Raw genomic sequence first — 14477 nt, 5'->3', positions numbered from 1 at the left:
GATGCCATGACCCCGCGCCCCGACGACATCGCCGTCGCGGATCGCCTGCCACCCGGCATCCACCCCTCTTCACCGAAGGAGCACCCATGACCACCCCGCTCACCACCGCCCGCCGGATCCCGGCCGATCTGCCCGAGCTCATCCAGCACTACATCGGCGGCCGGTTCGTCGACTCGGTCGACGGCGACACCTTCGACGTGCTCGACCCGGTGACCAACCAGACCTACCTGCAGGCCGCCGCCGGCAAGAAGGCCGACATCGACCTCGCCGTCGCGGCCGCACGCAAGGCCTTCACCGAGGGACCCTGGCCCCGGATGCTGGCGCGCGAGCGCTCGCGCGTGCTGCACCGCATCGCCGACATCGTCGAGTCCCGCGACGAGCGCCTCGCCGAGCTCGAGTCGTTCGACTCGGGCCTGCCGATCACGCAGGCGCTCGGTCAGGCCCGGCGCGCGGCCGAGAACTTCCGCTTCTTCGCCGACCTGATCGTGGCCCAGACCGACGACGCCTTCAAGGTGCCGGGCCGTCAGCTCAACTACGTCAACCGCAAGCCGATCGGTGTCGCGGGCCTCATCACGCCGTGGAACACCCCCTTCATGCTCGAGTCGTGGAAGCTCGGCCCCGCCCTCGCCACCGGCAACACCGTGGTCCTCAAGCCCGCCGAGTTCACGCCCCTGTCGGCGTCGCTGTGGGCCGGGATCTTCGAAGAGGCGGGCCTGCCCGAGGGCGTGTTCAACCTCGTCAACGGCCTCGGTGAAGACGCCGGCGACGCGCTCGTGAAGCACCCCGAGGTGCCGCTGATCTCGTTCACCGGTGAGAGCTCGACGGGCCAGCTGATCTTCGCCAACTCGGCGCCCTTCCTCAAGGGCCTCTCGATGGAGCTGGGCGGCAAGAGCCCGGCGATCGTCTTCGCCGACGCCGACCTCGACGCCGCGATCGACGCGACCATCTTCGGCGTCTTCTCGCTCAACGGCGAGCGCTGCACCGCGGGCAGCCGCATCCTCGTGGAGCGCTCGGTCTACGACGAGTTCGTCGAGCGCTACGCCGCTCAGGCCGACCGCGTGAAGGTCGGCTTCCCCGACGACCCCGACACCGAGGTCGGCGCCCTCGTGCACCCCGAGCACTACGCCAAGGTCATGTCGTACGTCGAGCTCGGCAAGACCGAGGGACGCCTGGTCGCCGGCGGCGGCCGCCCCGAGGGCTTCGAGGAGGGCAACTTCGTGCGCCCCACGGTCTTCGCCGACGTGGCGCCCGACGCGCGCATCTTCCAGGAGGAGATCTTCGGCCCCGTCGTCGCGATCACCCCCTTCGACACCGATGACGAGGCCCTCGCACTGGCCAACAACACGAAGTACGGCCTGGCCGCCTACGTCTGGACCAACGACCTCACGCGCGCGCACCTGTTCGCGCAGAACGTCGAGGCCGGCATGGTGTGGCTGAACTCCAACAACGTCCGCGACCTGCGCACCCCCTTCGGCGGCGTGAAGGCCTCGGGCCTGGGCCACGAGGGCGGCTACCGCTCGATCGACTTCTACACCGACCAGCAGGCCGTGCACATCACGCTCGGCGGCGCCCACAACCCCACCTTCGGCAAGGCGCAGGCGCACTGAGCCCGCCCGACCCCCGAGCCGCCGACACACACGCAAGGACGCGAACCATGGCAAAACACACCGAAGAACAGAAGACCTCCTCCGGGTTCTGGGTGACCGAAGAGGCACCGATCCAGTCGGACAACCCCATCCCCACGCCCACCTCACCCGCGCCCGACATCCTGCGCTGCGCGTACATGGAGCTCGTGGTGACCGACCTCGCGGCATCCCGTGTCTTCTACGTCGACGTCCTCGGCCTGCACATCACCGAAGAGAACGACGAGGCGATCTACCTCCGCTCGACCGAGGAGTTCATCCACCACAACCTGGTGCTGCGTCAGGGGCCGGTCGCGGCCGTCGCGACGTTCTCGTACCGCGTGCGCAGCGCCGACGACCTCGACAAGGCCGTCGCGTTCTACGAGGAGCTCGGCTGCGACGTGCGCCGCGAGCCGAACGGCTTCACGAAGGGCATCGGCGACTCGGTGCGCGTGGTCGATCCCCTCGGCTTCCCGTACGAGTTCTTCTTCGACACCGAGCACCAGGAGCGCCTGTCGTGGCGCTACGACCTGCACTCCCCCGGCGAGCTCGTGCGTCTCGACCACTTCAACCAGATCACCCCCGACGTGCCGCGCGCGGTGAACTTCATGCAGTCGCTCGGCTTTCGCGTGACCGAGGACATCCAGGACGAAGAGGGCACCGTCTACGCGGCCTGGATGCGCCGCAAGCCCACCGTGCACGACACCGCCATGACGGGCGGCGACGGCCCCCGCATGCACCACGTGTGCTTCGCGACGCACGAGAAGCACAACATCCTCGCGATCTGCGACAAGCTCGGCGCCCTTCGTCGATCGGATGCCATCGAACGCGGCCCCGGTCGCCACGGCGTCTCGAACGCGTTCTACCTGTACCTGCGCGACCCCGACGGGCACCGCGTCGAGGTCTACACGCAGGACTACTACACCGGCGACCCCGACAACCCCGTCATCACCTGGGACGTCCACGACAACCAGCGCCGCGACTGGTGGGGCAACCCCGTCGTGCCGTCGTGGTACACCGAGGGCTCGCTCGTGCTCGACCTCGACGGCAACCCGCAGCCGGTGCGCGCCCGCACCGACTCGAGCGAGATGGCCGTGACCATCGGCGCCGACGGCTTCAGCTACACCCGCGCCCCCGAAGAGGTCGGATCGGGCGAGTTCAAGCTGGGCAACCAGCTCTGAGCCGCCAGCCCGCCAGCGCCCCAGCCAGCGCCAGCGCCCCAGCCAGCACCCGCCCCCATGTCCCACTTATGGCGGTCTGAGCCCCTCTCACCCAGCCAAATTCGGGACACGCTCCACCAAAAGTGGGACGCGTGCACAGCCGCAGGCCGTCCAGCCCACCCATGTCCCACTTTCGGCTGGTTGGACACCCCTCAGCCAGACGAATCTGGGACACGCTCCACCAGAAGTGGGACGAGGTTCGTGAGACCAACCAAGGAGACCCCATGCTCACCGACGCACAGATCGACGCCATCGCGGCCCAGCTCGCCGAGGCCGATCGCGCGCACGCGGTGATCCCGCGGATCACGGCGAGGTATCCGGATGCCGTGGTCGAAGACTCCTACGCGATCCAAGGCCGCTGGCGCGATACGCAGATCGCCGCCGGTCGCACCCTCGTCGGGCGCAAGATCGGCCTGACGTCGAAGGCGATGCAGCAGGCGACGGGCATCACCGAGCCCGACTACGGCGTGATGTTCGATGACACGGTCTACCGCTCGGGAGACGAGATCCCGGTCGCCCTGTTCTCGAACGTGCGCATCGAGGTCGAACTCGCGTTCGTGCTGAAGACCCCGCTCGAGGGTCCCGACTGCACGCTCGACGACGCCCTCGCCGCGATCGACTACGCCGTGCCCGCGCTCGAGGTGCTCAACTCGCACATCGAGCTCGAGGGCCGCACGATCGTCGACACGATCAGCGACAACGCCGCCTACGGGGCGATGGTGCTCGGCGACGTGCGCAAGCGTCCCGACGAGATCGACTTGCGGTGGGTCCCGGGCGTGCTGAGCCGCAACGGCGAGATCGAAGAGACCGGCGTCGCCGCGGGCGTCCTCGGCCACCCGGCGACCGGGGTGGCGTGGCTCGCGAACAAGTTCCACCAGCACGGCGCGCGCCTGGAGGCGGGAGAGATCATCCTGGCAGGATCGTTCACGCGCCCGATGTGGGTGTCGCAGGGCGACGACGTGCTGTGCGATTACGGACCGATGGGAACGATCTCGTGCCGCTTCGTCTGACCCCGACTTTCCGGGCCGCCCTCGCGGCATCCGATCGCCCCCTCGCGGGCATGTGGGTGTGCTCGGGAAACGCCACGATCACCGAGATCGCCGCGGGCTCGGGCCTCGACTGGCTGTTGCTCGACATGGAGCACTCCGCGACCTCGCTCGAGTCGGTGCTGACTCAGCTGCAGGTGGCCGCCGCCTATCCGGTCACCCCGGTCGTGCGCGTGCCGTGGAACGACCCCGTGACCATCAAGCGGGTGCTCGATCTGGGCGCGCAGAACCTCATCGTGCCGATGGTCTCGACCGCCGACGAGGCCCGCGCCGCGGTCGCCGCCACGCGGTACCCGCCGCAGGGCGTGCGCGGGGTCGGCAGCGCCCTCGCCCGCAGCGCGCGCTGGAACCGGGTCGACGGCTACCTCGCCGACGCCGCCGAGCACGTCTCGCTCACGGTGCAGATCGAGACGACGGCAGGCGTCGACAACGCGGCCGCGATCGCCGCGGTCGAGGGAGTGGATGCCGTCTTCGTCGGCCCCAGCGACCTCTCGGCCTCGATGGGCCTGCTCGGGCAGCAGTCGCACCCCGATGTCGTGGCGGCGGTGCATCGCGTGTTCGCCGCAGCGGCGGATGCCGGGACCCCCGTCGGCGTGAACGCCTTCGACCCCGCGGTGGCCGAGGCCTACCTCGACGCCGGCGCGGATTTCGTCGCGGTCGGCGCCGATGTGGCGCTGCTCGCCCGCGCGTCGGAGGCACTGGCGGCGCGGTTCGTCACCGCCCGCGCGGAGCAGCGCGACAGCTACTGAGCGCGCGCCGTCCCGAGGGCCGCGAGCTCGGCCCGCGTGGAGACGCCGGCTTTGCGCAGCAGATTCGACACGTGGAACTTCGCGGTGTTCTCGCTGATGCCGAGGCGTTCGGCGATCGCGCGGTTGCGTGAGCCGGCCACGACCAGGCTGAGCACCTCGCTCTCGCGGGGGCTGAGATCGACCGCTTCGTCGAGGAAGTCGGGACGCGGCGGCGGATCGAGCGGCAGGACGACCGAGAGCTCCGACCCCCACCCGGGGGTCGAGGCGACGTCGAACGCCCCGTTGAGTGCGCTGACCCGCTCGACGATCGGTCCCAGCGAGTCGTCGTGAGCGGTGAGGGTGCCTGCTCCGTCGTCGCGGATGCCGATCAGCAGGTTGAGCCCGTCGCAATCCCATTGGATGCGCACGCGGTGCGGAGCGCCCCGATCGAGCAGGGCGAGGACGGCGCTGCGGACGATCGCCCGCGCCTCGTGGGCGACTTCGCCGGGGAGGGCGCGCCCGGTCGCCGGCGGTTCGACGAACTGCACGTCGAGGTCGCCGTGTCGAACGAGCGGGCGAAGGTCGGTGCGCAACCGGGCGAAGGCCCCGGCGACGGGCTCGAGCAGGGCGCTGCGCTGTTGATCGGTCGACGTCCGCAGCACGACGAGGGCGGCCGCCGCGGTCTCCACGGCCAGGGCGCGTGCCGCCCGGTCGTCGAGGCGCGTGGAGCGCAGGATCGCCAGCACCGATTCGAGCGTCACGGCGTGGCGGTCGGCCTGCTCGGCGACGATGCGTTCGTGCTCGATGACGAGGGCGCGAGACGCGGGGGACGACAACTCGGCGGACGGGTTCACCCGCCCCAACCTAGCCCACGAGGAGCACCTACCCGATCGGGTAGGTGAACCTGTGCCGTCGACCGGCCACGCGCCCCGCTCCCCGGGCGAAGCATGGAGCCATGACTTCCCCCGACGCCGGCATCGCGGCATCCCTCTCCCGCATCGCGGGTGAGCTGACCTCCGTCGTCGATCGCCTCGCGACCGGTGACGGCGCGGACGACGTGCTCGAGGTGCTGGCCGGCGCCGACCGCGTGTTCATCCTCGGCGCCGGCCGCTCGGGCCTCGCGCTGCAGATGACCGCGATGCGCCTCATGCACCTCGGCCTCGCCGTGCACGTCGTCGGCGAGACCACCGCCCCCGCGATCCGCGCCGGGGATGTGCTGCTCACCGCCAGCGGCTCGGGAACGACGACCGCGATCGTCCGCGCCATCGAGACGGCCACCGAGGTCGGCGCCCGCATCGTGGCGATCACCACCGCTCCCGACTCGCCCCTCGGGCAGGCGGCGGACGCCCTCGTCGTGGTCCCCGCCGCGACGAAGCTCGATCGCTCGGGCAAGGCTTCCACCCAATACGCCGGCGGCCTGTTCGAGCAGGCCGTCGTGCTCGTCGGCGACGCGATGTTCGACGCGCTCTGGCAGCGCTCGGGCCTCTCGGCCGACGACCTGTGGCCCCGCCACGCGAACCTCGAATGACCCTCCACCCCGACAGTCAGGACCCCCGAATGAAGCTGCAGTTCGCCATGGACACCCTCTCCACCGAGGCCGCCCTCGACCTCGCCGCCGCCGCGGCCCCGCACGTCGACATCCTCGAGCTCGGCACCCCGCTCATCAAGAGCGAGGGCCTGTCGGCCATCACCGCGATCAAGAAGGCGCACCCCGACAAGATCGTCTTCGCCGATCTGAAGACGATGGATGCCGGCGAGCTCGAGGCCGACATCGCCTTCGGCGCCGGCGCCGACCTCGTGACGGTGCTCGGCAGCGCCGGAGACAGCACGATCGTCGGCGCCGTCACCGCCGCCAAGAAGCACGGCAAGGGCGTCGTCGTCGACCTCATCGGGGTCGCCGACAAGCCGGCCCGCGCGAAGGAGGTCATCGCCCTCGGCGTCGAGTTCGTCGAGATGCACGCCGGGCTCGACGAGCAGGCCGAGGAGGGCTTCACCTTCGCCACGCTGTTGCGCGACGGAGAAGCCTCGGGCGTGCCGTTCTCGGTCGCCGGGGGCGTCAACGCGTCGAGCATCGCCGACGTGCAGAAGGCGGGCGCCCAGGTCGCCGTCGCCGGCAGCGCCATCTACAGCGCCCCCGATGTGGGCGCCGCCGCCGCGGAGCTGCGCGCCGCGATCGTCTGAGCGCCGACGACATCTTCGACTCGACGACGGGCTGGGCGATGGTTCGCCCGGCCCGTCGTCGTGTCGACGGCCGGTCCTCGTTTCGTCCGTGCGATTCCGAGCGACCGGTCTAGCGTGGAGCGGTGACGACTTATCCGACTCTCCGGGCTCTCGCCGATCGCGCCTCGTTCTTCACCGCCCTCCGCCAGGACGCACTGGGCCAGGCGGCTGAGGAGCTCGGCGACCACCGATGGGACGTCGACCTCGCGACGGGGACGTTCGCGTTCTCGTCGACCACCGACCCGACCCGCCGATTCGTCTGCCGCGCGCACCTCATCGCGTCGATCGCCCCCGGTCCCCGCTCCGTCCTGTGGGGGTGGGCGCACCCCGCGGGAGGCGGCGATCAGGGGGTGGCCGCGCAGCTGCGCGCCTACGGCGAAACCCATGGGATCGCCGAGCTCACCTCACCCGAGGTTCCGTTCCCCGCGGATGCCCCGGGCGACGCCGACTGGATCGCGCAGGTGTCGCACGAGATCGCCGGAGCGGCCGTCGACATCACCGGCCGCTCGGCGTACTACTCCGCACCCTCGGGTGAATCCGGCACGCGCGCGGTGCTGCTTCTCGATGCCCCGTTGCCCGCGCTGACCGTCGCCGAAGCGATGATCCGGATGCCACGCATCCTGTCGACCACGACGCCCGCCGATCCGCGCGGAGCCGTGTGGAACCTCGCGCGCTTGGCCGGGTGGACCATGACGTGGACCGACGAGGCGTTCTCGGGCGCCGTCCTATCCGACTCGTCCGGCTCGGTCACCTTCGACTTCGACGAGCAGGCGCGGATCACGTCGATGAAGGCCTCCCTCGGCGGCACCGCCTGAGAACGCGAAAGGGCCGCGCTGATGCGGCGCGACCCTTTCGAACGGGAGTCAGTCCTCGTCGTCGTCTTCGTCGTCGTCGCCGATGATCTCGATGTCCTCGACCTCGAGCTCGGGCGTGAGCTGCACGTGCACGAGAGCGTCGGGGAACGAGGTCTGACCGGCGAAGACCACGATGATCGCGTCGGCGAACACGCCCACGCCGATCGCTTCGAGGTCGGTGCGCAGGTCGACGTCGGCATCGAGCTCGTCGTCATCGAGGGCGTCCTCGATGTCGCTCGAGATCTCTTCGACGATGGCGCGCCAGCGCTCCTCGCCGACCGAGAGCACGTCCTTGAGGTTGCTCATGATCGCGTCGAGGTCGGGGGCTTCTTCTTCGTCGATCTCGGGGTCGAGGTCGACCTCCACCTCGACGCCGGCGGCATCCAGGTGTCCGGAACCGATGACGCTGTCTTCGTCGATCTGGGCGTCTTCGAGCAGGCCGCTCTCGGTGACGCGGCGGAGGAGGTCGTTCAGCACGGACTCAGTCATGAGAAAACCTTGCCACGTCGCACGCGCTCGCGCCTCCCCATTGCGTGCGACGCTCCGTCTGTTCAACCGGCGGCATGGCGTGGTTCACCGTCAGGGGGTGGTGGCGCGCTCCGCCGCCTCGACGACGTTGGTCATCAGCAGGGCCACGGTCATGGGTCCGACACCGCCGGGGTTCGGCGAGACGAAGCCGGCCACGTCGGCGACGTCGGGGTGCACGTCGCCGTACACGCGCGACTTACCGGTCTCGGGGTCGGTCTCGCGCGTGACACCCACGTCGAGGACGGCCGCGCCGGGCTTGACATCCTCCGCGCGCACGATGTGTTTCACGCCCGCGGCGGCGACGATCACGTCGGCCTCCCGCAGGTGCTTCGCCAGGTCGGCGGTGCCGGTGTGGGTGAGGGTCACGGTGGCGTTGATCTCGCGGCGGGTCAGCAGCAGCCCGATCGAGCGGCCGATCGTGACGCCGCGGCCGACGACGACGACCTCTTTGCCCTTCAGGTCGTAGTCGTTGCGAAGCAGCAGCTCGATGACCCCGCGCGGCGTGCACGGCAGGGGCGTGTGGATCGGGGCGTTGACGTTGAGCACCAGACGACCGAGGTTCGTGGGGTGCAGGCCGTCGGCATCCTTCGCCGGATCGATGCGCTCCAGGACGCGATCGGTGTCGATGTGCTTCGGCAGCGGCAGCTGCACGATGTAGCCGTGGCAGGCGGGATCGGCGTTGAGCCGGTCGATGACGGCCTCGACCTCTTCCTGTGTGGCCTCGGCGGGCAGCTCGACCTGGATCGAGTTCATGCCGATCGCCTCGGACTGCTTGTGCTTCATACCGACGTACAGCTGCGAAGCGGGGTCGGCGCCCACGAGCACGGTGGCGATGCCCGGCACGATGCCGCGTTCGCGCAGGGCCGCGACGCGCTCGGTGAGCTCCGCCTTGATCGCCGCCGACGCGGCCTTACCGTCGAGAATCGTCGCCGTCATGGCATCCCTCGTTCTGTGTCTGTCGTTCATGGTGTCGCGAAGTCGCCGCCCCGCAACCCCTCGGCGATAAACGCCGATCCTGTCGAGACGCGCCGCCTCGCACCGTGTTTCGGAAGAAAGAGCGTTTGTCGCGGCTGGGCGCCGCGCGAATGCGACGCGCGGGCTGCGCGGCGGGAAGCGGGGGCCGGATGCCGGCACCCGGCGTCGCGCGAAGAGCGGCCGCCCACCGGGACGGGGCCGCCGCAGCAGCCCCGCCCCGGCCGGGGGTCACTGCTGCAGGTCGGGGTACAGCGGGAAGGCGTCGGCGAGGGTCGCGACGCGCGCGCGCAGGGCCTCGACGTCGGCGCCGGGGATCAGCGCGAGCGCGATGATGTCGGCCACCTCGGTGAACTCCGCGTCGCCGAAGCCGCGGGTCGCGAGCGCCGGCGTGCCGATGCGCAGACCCGAGGTCACCATCGGCGGACGCGGGTCGTTCGGCACCGCGTTGCGGTTGACAGTGATGTGGATGTCGTGCAGCAGGTCTTCGGCCTGCTTGCCGTCGATCTCGGCCTCGCGCAGGTCGACGAGCACGAGGTGCACGTCGGTGCCGCCCGAGCGCACGGCGATGCCGGCGTTCTTCACGTCGTCCTGGGTGAGGCGGTCGGCGAGGATCGAGGCTCCGCGCAGGGTGCGCTCCTGGCGTTCTGTGAACTCGGGCGTCATCGCGAGCTTGAACGCCGTCGCCTTCGCGGCGATGACGTGCATGAGCGGGCCGCCCTGCTGGCCGGGGAAGACCGCGGTGTTGATCTTCTTGGCCAGGTCGGCGTCGTTGGTGAGGATGAGGCCCGAGCGCGGGCCGCCGATCGTCTTGTGCACGGTGGTCGAGACGACGTGCGCGTGCGGGATCGGCGAGGGGTGCACGCCCGCGGCGACGAGACCGGCGAAGTGCGCCATGTCGACCCACAGCAGGGCGCCCACCTCGTCGGCGATCGCGCGGAAGGCGGCGAAGTCGAGCTGGCGGGGGTAGGCCGACCAGCCGGCGATGATGACCTTCGGCTTGTGCTCGAGGGCGAGGCGGCGCACCTCGTCCATGTCGATGATGCTGGTCTCGGGGTCGACGCCGTAGGCGACGATGTCGTACAGACGGCCAGAGAAGTTGATCTTCATGCCGTGGGTCAGGTGACCGCCCTGGTCGAGGGCGAGGCCCAGCAGCGTGTCACCGGGGCGGGCGATCGCGTGCAGCACCGCGGCGTTGGCCGAGGCGCCCGAGTGGGGCTGAACGTTGGCGAACTCGGCGCCGAACAGCTGCTTGGCGCGCTCGATGGCGAGCGACTCGGCGACGTCGACCTCTTCGCAGCCGCCGTAGTAGCGACGACCGGGGTAGCCCTCGGCGTACTTGTTGGTCAGCACCGAGCCCTGCGACTGCAGCACCGAGACGGGGACGAAGTTCTCGGACGCGATCATCTCGAGGAAGCCGCGCTGGCGGTTGAGTTCGCGCTCGAGGACCTCGGCGATCTCGGGGTCGACCTCGGAGAGGGGGGCGTTGAAGTACGGATCGGTCATGCGATCTCCTTGACGATGGTTCCGGATGCCGCGGGCTCGGCGAGCCCGCGTAGATACCGCATCGACCCAGGCGTGCGGTCGAATACCGTCAAGCGGTCGCTCCCCGGTGGTTCCCCACCTCAACGCCAGTCGCGACGGTGCCACTTTAGCGGGTAAACCCCCCGCGGCCCCACGCGTCGTGGCATCCACCGTTCCTCCACAGGTTCCGCCCCACCGGGGTCCGGTCCCTTCGGCCGGGCCTCGATCGCGCCGCCGTCGGCTCGACGCCGAGGGATCGCGGATGCCGCGGCCCGAGGCCCGCGTAAAATGGCGGGGTGACCGACTCCCGCAACGTCCGCGCCCAGGCGCCTCTCGCTCCCGGCATGCGCCCCCGGCCGTCGGCGTGGGAGATCGGCAGCGTCGTCTGCGGCCTGTTCGCCTTCGTGACCCTCGCGGTCTGGGGCTTCCTGGCCTGGCCGTTCCCCTGGAACATCGTGGCCGGCATCGGCGCCCCGGCCCTGGCGATCCTGGTGTGGGCGCTCTTCGTCTCGCCGCGCGCCGTTCTCGCCGTGCACCCGTTCGTGCGCGCCCTCGTCGAACTGTTCGTCTACGCCGCCGCCACGGTGGCCTGGTGGAGCATGGGTCAGGCCTGGGTCGGCCTCATCTTCGCGATCGTCGCCGTCGTCCTAGGCGCTCTGAACGGCCGCCGGCGCCTGGCATGACGCCCGACGGGACGGCGGATTCCGCGCCGTCCGCGCGCTCCCGGGCGGCGGCTGACCGCACGCTCGAGCTTCTGCGGGCCGAGCTCGGCGAGCGCGTCGACACCTCGCCCGCGGCCCTCGACGCCGCGCGGGCCGACAAGTCGGGCCACGCCGCCGAGGGACTCCCCCTCGCGGTCGTGCACGCGGGATCCATCGCCGATGTCCAAGCGGTCATGCGCGTCGCCACGGCCACCCGCACCCCGGTGGTCCCGCGCGGAGCGGGCACCGGCCTCGCCGGAGGCGCGAACACCGGCGGCGGCGAGATCAGCCTGTCGCTGCGCGGCATGGACCGCATGCTCGAGGTGCGCCCCGACGATCTGCTGGCCGTCGTCGAACCCGGCATCCTGAACGCCGATCTCAACGCACAGCTCGAACCGCACGGGGTGTGGTGGGCGCCGGATCCCGCGAGCCGGGCCATCTCGACCGTCGGCGGCAACATCGCCACCGGCGCGGGCGGCCTGCTGTGCGCGAAGTACGGCGTGGTGCGCGACGCGGTGCTCGGTGTCGACCTGGTGCTCGCCGACGGGCGCCTCCTCCACCTCGGTCACCGCAGTGTCAAGGGCGTGACCGGCCTCGACCTGACCTCCCTGGTCATCGGGTCGGAGGGCACGCTCGGTGTCGTCGTCGGCGCGACGCTCAAGCTCCGTCGCCTCGTCGAGGGCGAGCGCGTGACCCTCACGGCCCTGTTCGAGGGCGTGCGGGCCGCCGCCGTGGCGTCGGCCGCGGTCACGGCATCCGGTATCCAGCCCGCGATCATGGAGCTGATGGATGCCACGAGCCTCGCGGCCGTGCACCGCCTGCTGTCGCTGCCGGCCCCCGTCGCCGGCGCCGCCCAGCTGACCGTGCAGACCGACGGACCCGTCGCCGTCGACGAGGCGCGCGCGGTCGCCGAGGTGCTGCGCGCCGCCGGAGGCACGGTGACCGTCGCCGCCGATGCAGCGGAGGGCGAGGCGCTGCTGGCCGTCCGCCGCGCGATGCATCCCGCGATGGAGACCCTCGGCACGACCCTCATCGAAGACGTGGCGGTGCCGCGCAGCGCCCTGCCCGACATGTTCGACGAGATTGCGCGGATCGAGCGCGAGTTCGGCCTCGTCATCCCCGCGGTCGCCCACGCGGGCGACGGCAACCTGCACCCCAACTTCGTTTTCGAGGGGCCCGAGGTGCCGCCGATCGTGTGGGAGGCGGCGGAGGAACTCTTCCGCGCGGCACTGGCGCTGGGCGGCACCCTCACCGGAGAGCACGGGATCGGCGTGCTCAAGCGGCGCTGGCTCGCCGATGAGCTCGGCGACGACCAGTGGACTCTGCAGCGCGACATCGCCCGGGTCTTCGACCCGCTCGGCATCCTGAATCCGGGCAAGGTCTTCACCCCCTGAGCCGTGCGTTGCGCGGCCGTTCCGGCCGCGTCGCGCCACCGACGTGATCAGACCGTGATATTGGTCACGGTGTACGCGCAACATCCGCTCGTAGCATAGGAAGACTGACTATCGGGGGGTTTCACTTATGACCGACGGCGCACCTGGCACCGACGGCGCGACCTACGCCTGGGCACCGCCCGAGCCGACGAAGCGCAAGAACCGTTCCGGCCTCTGGATCGGCATCCCCGCCGGCGCGACGGCCGTGGCTCTCATCGCCGCCTCCCTCGTGCTGATCGCACCGGGTGCATCGGTCGCGGGCGTGCAGATCGGCGGCCTGACCGCCGGCGCCGCCGCCCAGGCGATCTCGAACCGCCTGGCCGAGACCGCGATCACCGTCGACTCCCCCGCCGGCGCTGTCACCGTCACGGGAGCCGACCTCGGCGCGACCGTCGACGCCGCCGCCCTCGCCGATAAGGCCTTCGCCGACAACCCCATGTGGAAGCCCGCTTCGTGGTTCCCCGAGGGCACCGGCGTGCAGGTGCAGGTGAACGCCGACGAGGCCGCCACCGCCCTGAAGAACCGCGCCCCCGGCACCTACCGCGCGCCCGTCGACGCCTCCATCGCGTACGACGCGGGCTCGCAGGCGTACGTCGCCACCCCCGCCGAAGCCGGCGAGGGCATCGACGTCGCCGCCGTGACAGCGGCCCTCCAGTCCGCGTTCGACGCGGGCCAGAGCACCGCGACCGTCACCGCGAGCCTCGTGCCCGTCGACGCCCCCGTCTCCACCGACGAGGCCGGCGCCGCTGTCGCCACGCTCAACGGCATCCTGGATTCGGTCGGCTTCTACGTCGGCGAGGAGCGCACCGTCCCCGTCGACCGCGCGACCGCCGCTTCGTGGCTCACGGTCACCCCCGACGGCAAGGGCGACTTCGCCATCTCGGCCGATCAGGCCGCGATCCAGTCCGCCGTCGCGGGCCTCCCGGGCGCGGTCGACCGCGCCGCCGTCAACGCCGACGTGATCGTCGACACCGGCGGAGAGGTCATCAAGGCGCTCACCGAGGGGCAGACGGGCCGCGCGCTCGGCGACACCAGTGGGGTGGCCGCAGCTTTCGCGAAGCAGCTCGCCGAGGGCAACGGTCGCTACGCCCTGCCCGTGACCGAGACGCCGTTCGACACCACCAAGACCGAGCGCCGCATCGACGTCAACCTCAGCACGCAGACCACCACGCTGTGGCAGAACGGCCAGGTGTACCGCACGTACACGATTTCGTCGGGCGCGGGCGATCACGCCACCCACACCGGTAACTTCCGCATCGGCTGGAAGACCGCGATGCAGGACATGGGCTGCGTCCCCGGCTACGACTACTGCACCAAGGACGTCCCCTGGGTCGCGTACTTCAACGGCGACGAGGGCTTCCACGGCACGTACTGGCACAACAACTTCGGCACGCCGATGAGCCACGGCTGCATCAACATGACCATCCCGCAGGCCAAGGAGCTGTACGACTGGGCCTACCGCGGTACCGAGGTCTCGGTCCACTACTGAGCCCGGGTTTCTGGAGAGGGGCGGATGCTTCGGCATCCGCCCCTCTGCTTTTCTCCCTGCGCGCCTCGCGTCTCGCGTCGCCCCGCCGCGACCGAACGCAGGACTTCCGCACTGAAGCCGGCCCAGACACTCCGCTTCCT

14 protein-coding genes and 1 riboswitch are annotated in these 14477 nt (G+C 70.8%); of the genes, 10 read left to right on the top strand and 4 right to left on the bottom strand.

Annotation, left to right across the window (positions count from 1 at the left end; all coding sequences use genetic code 11):
- The first annotated feature begins 86 nt into the window (after positions 1 to 86).
- The 4 genes from hpaE to ASE56_RS07020 all read left to right on the top strand — a co-directional run bounded on the left by hpaE (position 87) and on the right by ASE56_RS07020 (position 4637).
- A complete protein-coding gene (gene hpaE / locus ASE56_RS07035; RefSeq protein ID WP_056226691.1) occupies positions 87 to 1607 on the top strand; it encodes a 5-carboxymethyl-2-hydroxymuconate semialdehyde dehydrogenase in 1521 nt (506 codons plus the stop codon).
- Positions 1608 to 1654: 47 nt separating this feature from the next.
- A complete protein-coding gene (gene hpaD, locus ASE56_RS07030) occupies positions 1655 to 2803 on the top strand; it encodes a 3,4-dihydroxyphenylacetate 2,3-dioxygenase (protein WP_056226689.1) in 1149 nt (382 codons plus the stop codon).
- A 263-nt stretch (positions 2804 to 3066) separates the two neighbouring features.
- On the top strand, positions 3067 to 3852 hold the full coding sequence (locus ASE56_RS07025; protein ID WP_056226687.1) for a fumarylacetoacetate hydrolase family protein: 786 nt from the start codon (positions 3067 to 3069) through the stop codon (positions 3850 to 3852).
- Complete coding sequence (locus tag ASE56_RS07020; RefSeq protein WP_056226685.1) at positions 3837 to 4637, top strand: HpcH/HpaI aldolase/citrate lyase family protein; 801 nt, start codon at positions 3837 to 3839, stop codon at positions 4635 to 4637. The genes ASE56_RS07025 and ASE56_RS07020 overlap by 16 nt, the downstream gene beginning before the upstream one ends.
- Here ASE56_RS07020 and ASE56_RS07015 read toward each other — a convergent pair.
- Positions 4631 to 5470 carry a helix-turn-helix transcriptional regulator gene (locus tag ASE56_RS07015; protein WP_056226683.1) on the bottom strand — a complete coding sequence of 280 codons (840 nt, stop codon included), beginning with the start codon at positions 5468 to 5470 and terminating at the stop codon, positions 4631 to 4633. The two genes, ASE56_RS07020 and ASE56_RS07015, sit on opposite strands and share 7 nt — an antisense overlap.
- 101 nt (positions 5471 to 5571) lie before the next feature.
- Between ASE56_RS07015 and hxlB the strand changes: the two genes are divergently transcribed.
- The 3 genes from hxlB (at position 5572) to ASE56_RS07000 (ending at position 7651) form a co-directional block, all read left to right on the top strand.
- The gene (hxlB, locus tag ASE56_RS07010; RefSeq protein WP_056226681.1) at positions 5572 to 6144 is read left to right on the top strand and encodes a 6-phospho-3-hexuloisomerase; all 573 of its coding nucleotides are present in this window, start codon (positions 5572 to 5574) and stop codon (positions 6142 to 6144) included.
- 29 nt (positions 6145 to 6173) lie between these two features.
- Positions 6174 to 6797 carry a 3-hexulose-6-phosphate synthase gene (gene hxlA / locus ASE56_RS07005; protein ID WP_056226679.1) on the top strand — a complete coding sequence of 208 codons (624 nt, stop codon included), beginning with the start codon at positions 6174 to 6176 and terminating at the stop codon, positions 6795 to 6797.
- Between the two features lie 122 nt (positions 6798 to 6919).
- On the top strand, positions 6920 to 7651 hold the full coding sequence (locus tag ASE56_RS07000; RefSeq protein ID WP_056226677.1) for a DUF6882 domain-containing protein: 732 nt from the start codon (positions 6920 to 6922) through the stop codon (positions 7649 to 7651).
- 48 nt (positions 7652 to 7699) lie between these two features.
- Here the strand turns inward: ASE56_RS07000 and ASE56_RS06995 are convergent, their stop codons facing one another.
- The 3 genes from ASE56_RS06995 to glyA form a co-directional block, all read right to left on the bottom strand.
- Positions 7700 to 8179, bottom strand: coding sequence for a hypothetical protein (locus ASE56_RS06995; RefSeq protein WP_056226675.1), 480 nt, complete (start codon positions 8177 to 8179; stop codon positions 7700 to 7702).
- Between the two features lie 90 nt (positions 8180 to 8269).
- A complete protein-coding gene (locus ASE56_RS06990) occupies positions 8270 to 9154 on the bottom strand; it encodes a bifunctional methylenetetrahydrofolate dehydrogenase/methenyltetrahydrofolate cyclohydrolase (RefSeq protein WP_056226673.1) in 885 nt (294 codons plus the stop codon).
- A gap of 267 nt (positions 9155 to 9421) precedes the next feature.
- Positions 9422 to 10696, bottom strand: a complete 1275-nt coding sequence (glyA, locus tag ASE56_RS06985) for a serine hydroxymethyltransferase (RefSeq protein ID WP_056226671.1) — start codon at positions 10694 to 10696, stop codon at positions 9422 to 9424.
- A 57-nt stretch (positions 10697 to 10753) separates the two neighbouring features.
- Positions 10754 to 10839, bottom strand: a riboswitch (ZMP/ZTP riboswitch).
- A 171-nt stretch (positions 10840 to 11010) separates the two neighbouring features.
- On the opposite strand from glyA, the gene ASE56_RS06980 reads away from it, so the two are divergent.
- The 3 genes from ASE56_RS06980 (at position 11011) to ASE56_RS06970 (ending at position 14337) form a co-directional block, all read left to right on the top strand.
- Complete coding sequence (locus tag ASE56_RS06980) at positions 11011 to 11397, top strand: YrdB family protein (RefSeq protein WP_235556943.1); 387 nt, start codon at positions 11011 to 11013, stop codon at positions 11395 to 11397.
- Positions 11394 to 12809 carry an FAD-binding oxidoreductase gene (locus ASE56_RS06975; RefSeq protein WP_081349628.1) on the top strand — a complete coding sequence of 472 codons (1416 nt, stop codon included), beginning with the start codon at positions 11394 to 11396 and terminating at the stop codon, positions 12807 to 12809. The genes ASE56_RS06980 and ASE56_RS06975 overlap by 4 nt, the downstream gene beginning before the upstream one ends.
- Positions 12810 to 12936: 127 nt before the next feature.
- Complete coding sequence (locus ASE56_RS06970) at positions 12937 to 14337, top strand: L,D-transpeptidase family protein (RefSeq protein ID WP_056226669.1); 1401 nt, start codon at positions 12937 to 12939, stop codon at positions 14335 to 14337.
- The last annotated feature ends 140 nt before the right edge of the window (positions 14338 to 14477 follow it).

This window comes from Microbacterium sp. Leaf203, assembly GCF_001421275.1.
Lineage (GTDB): Bacteria > Actinomycetota > Actinomycetes > Actinomycetales > Microbacteriaceae > Microbacterium > Microbacterium testaceum_A.
This window is presented reverse-complemented; position numbering and strand designations above follow the sequence as displayed.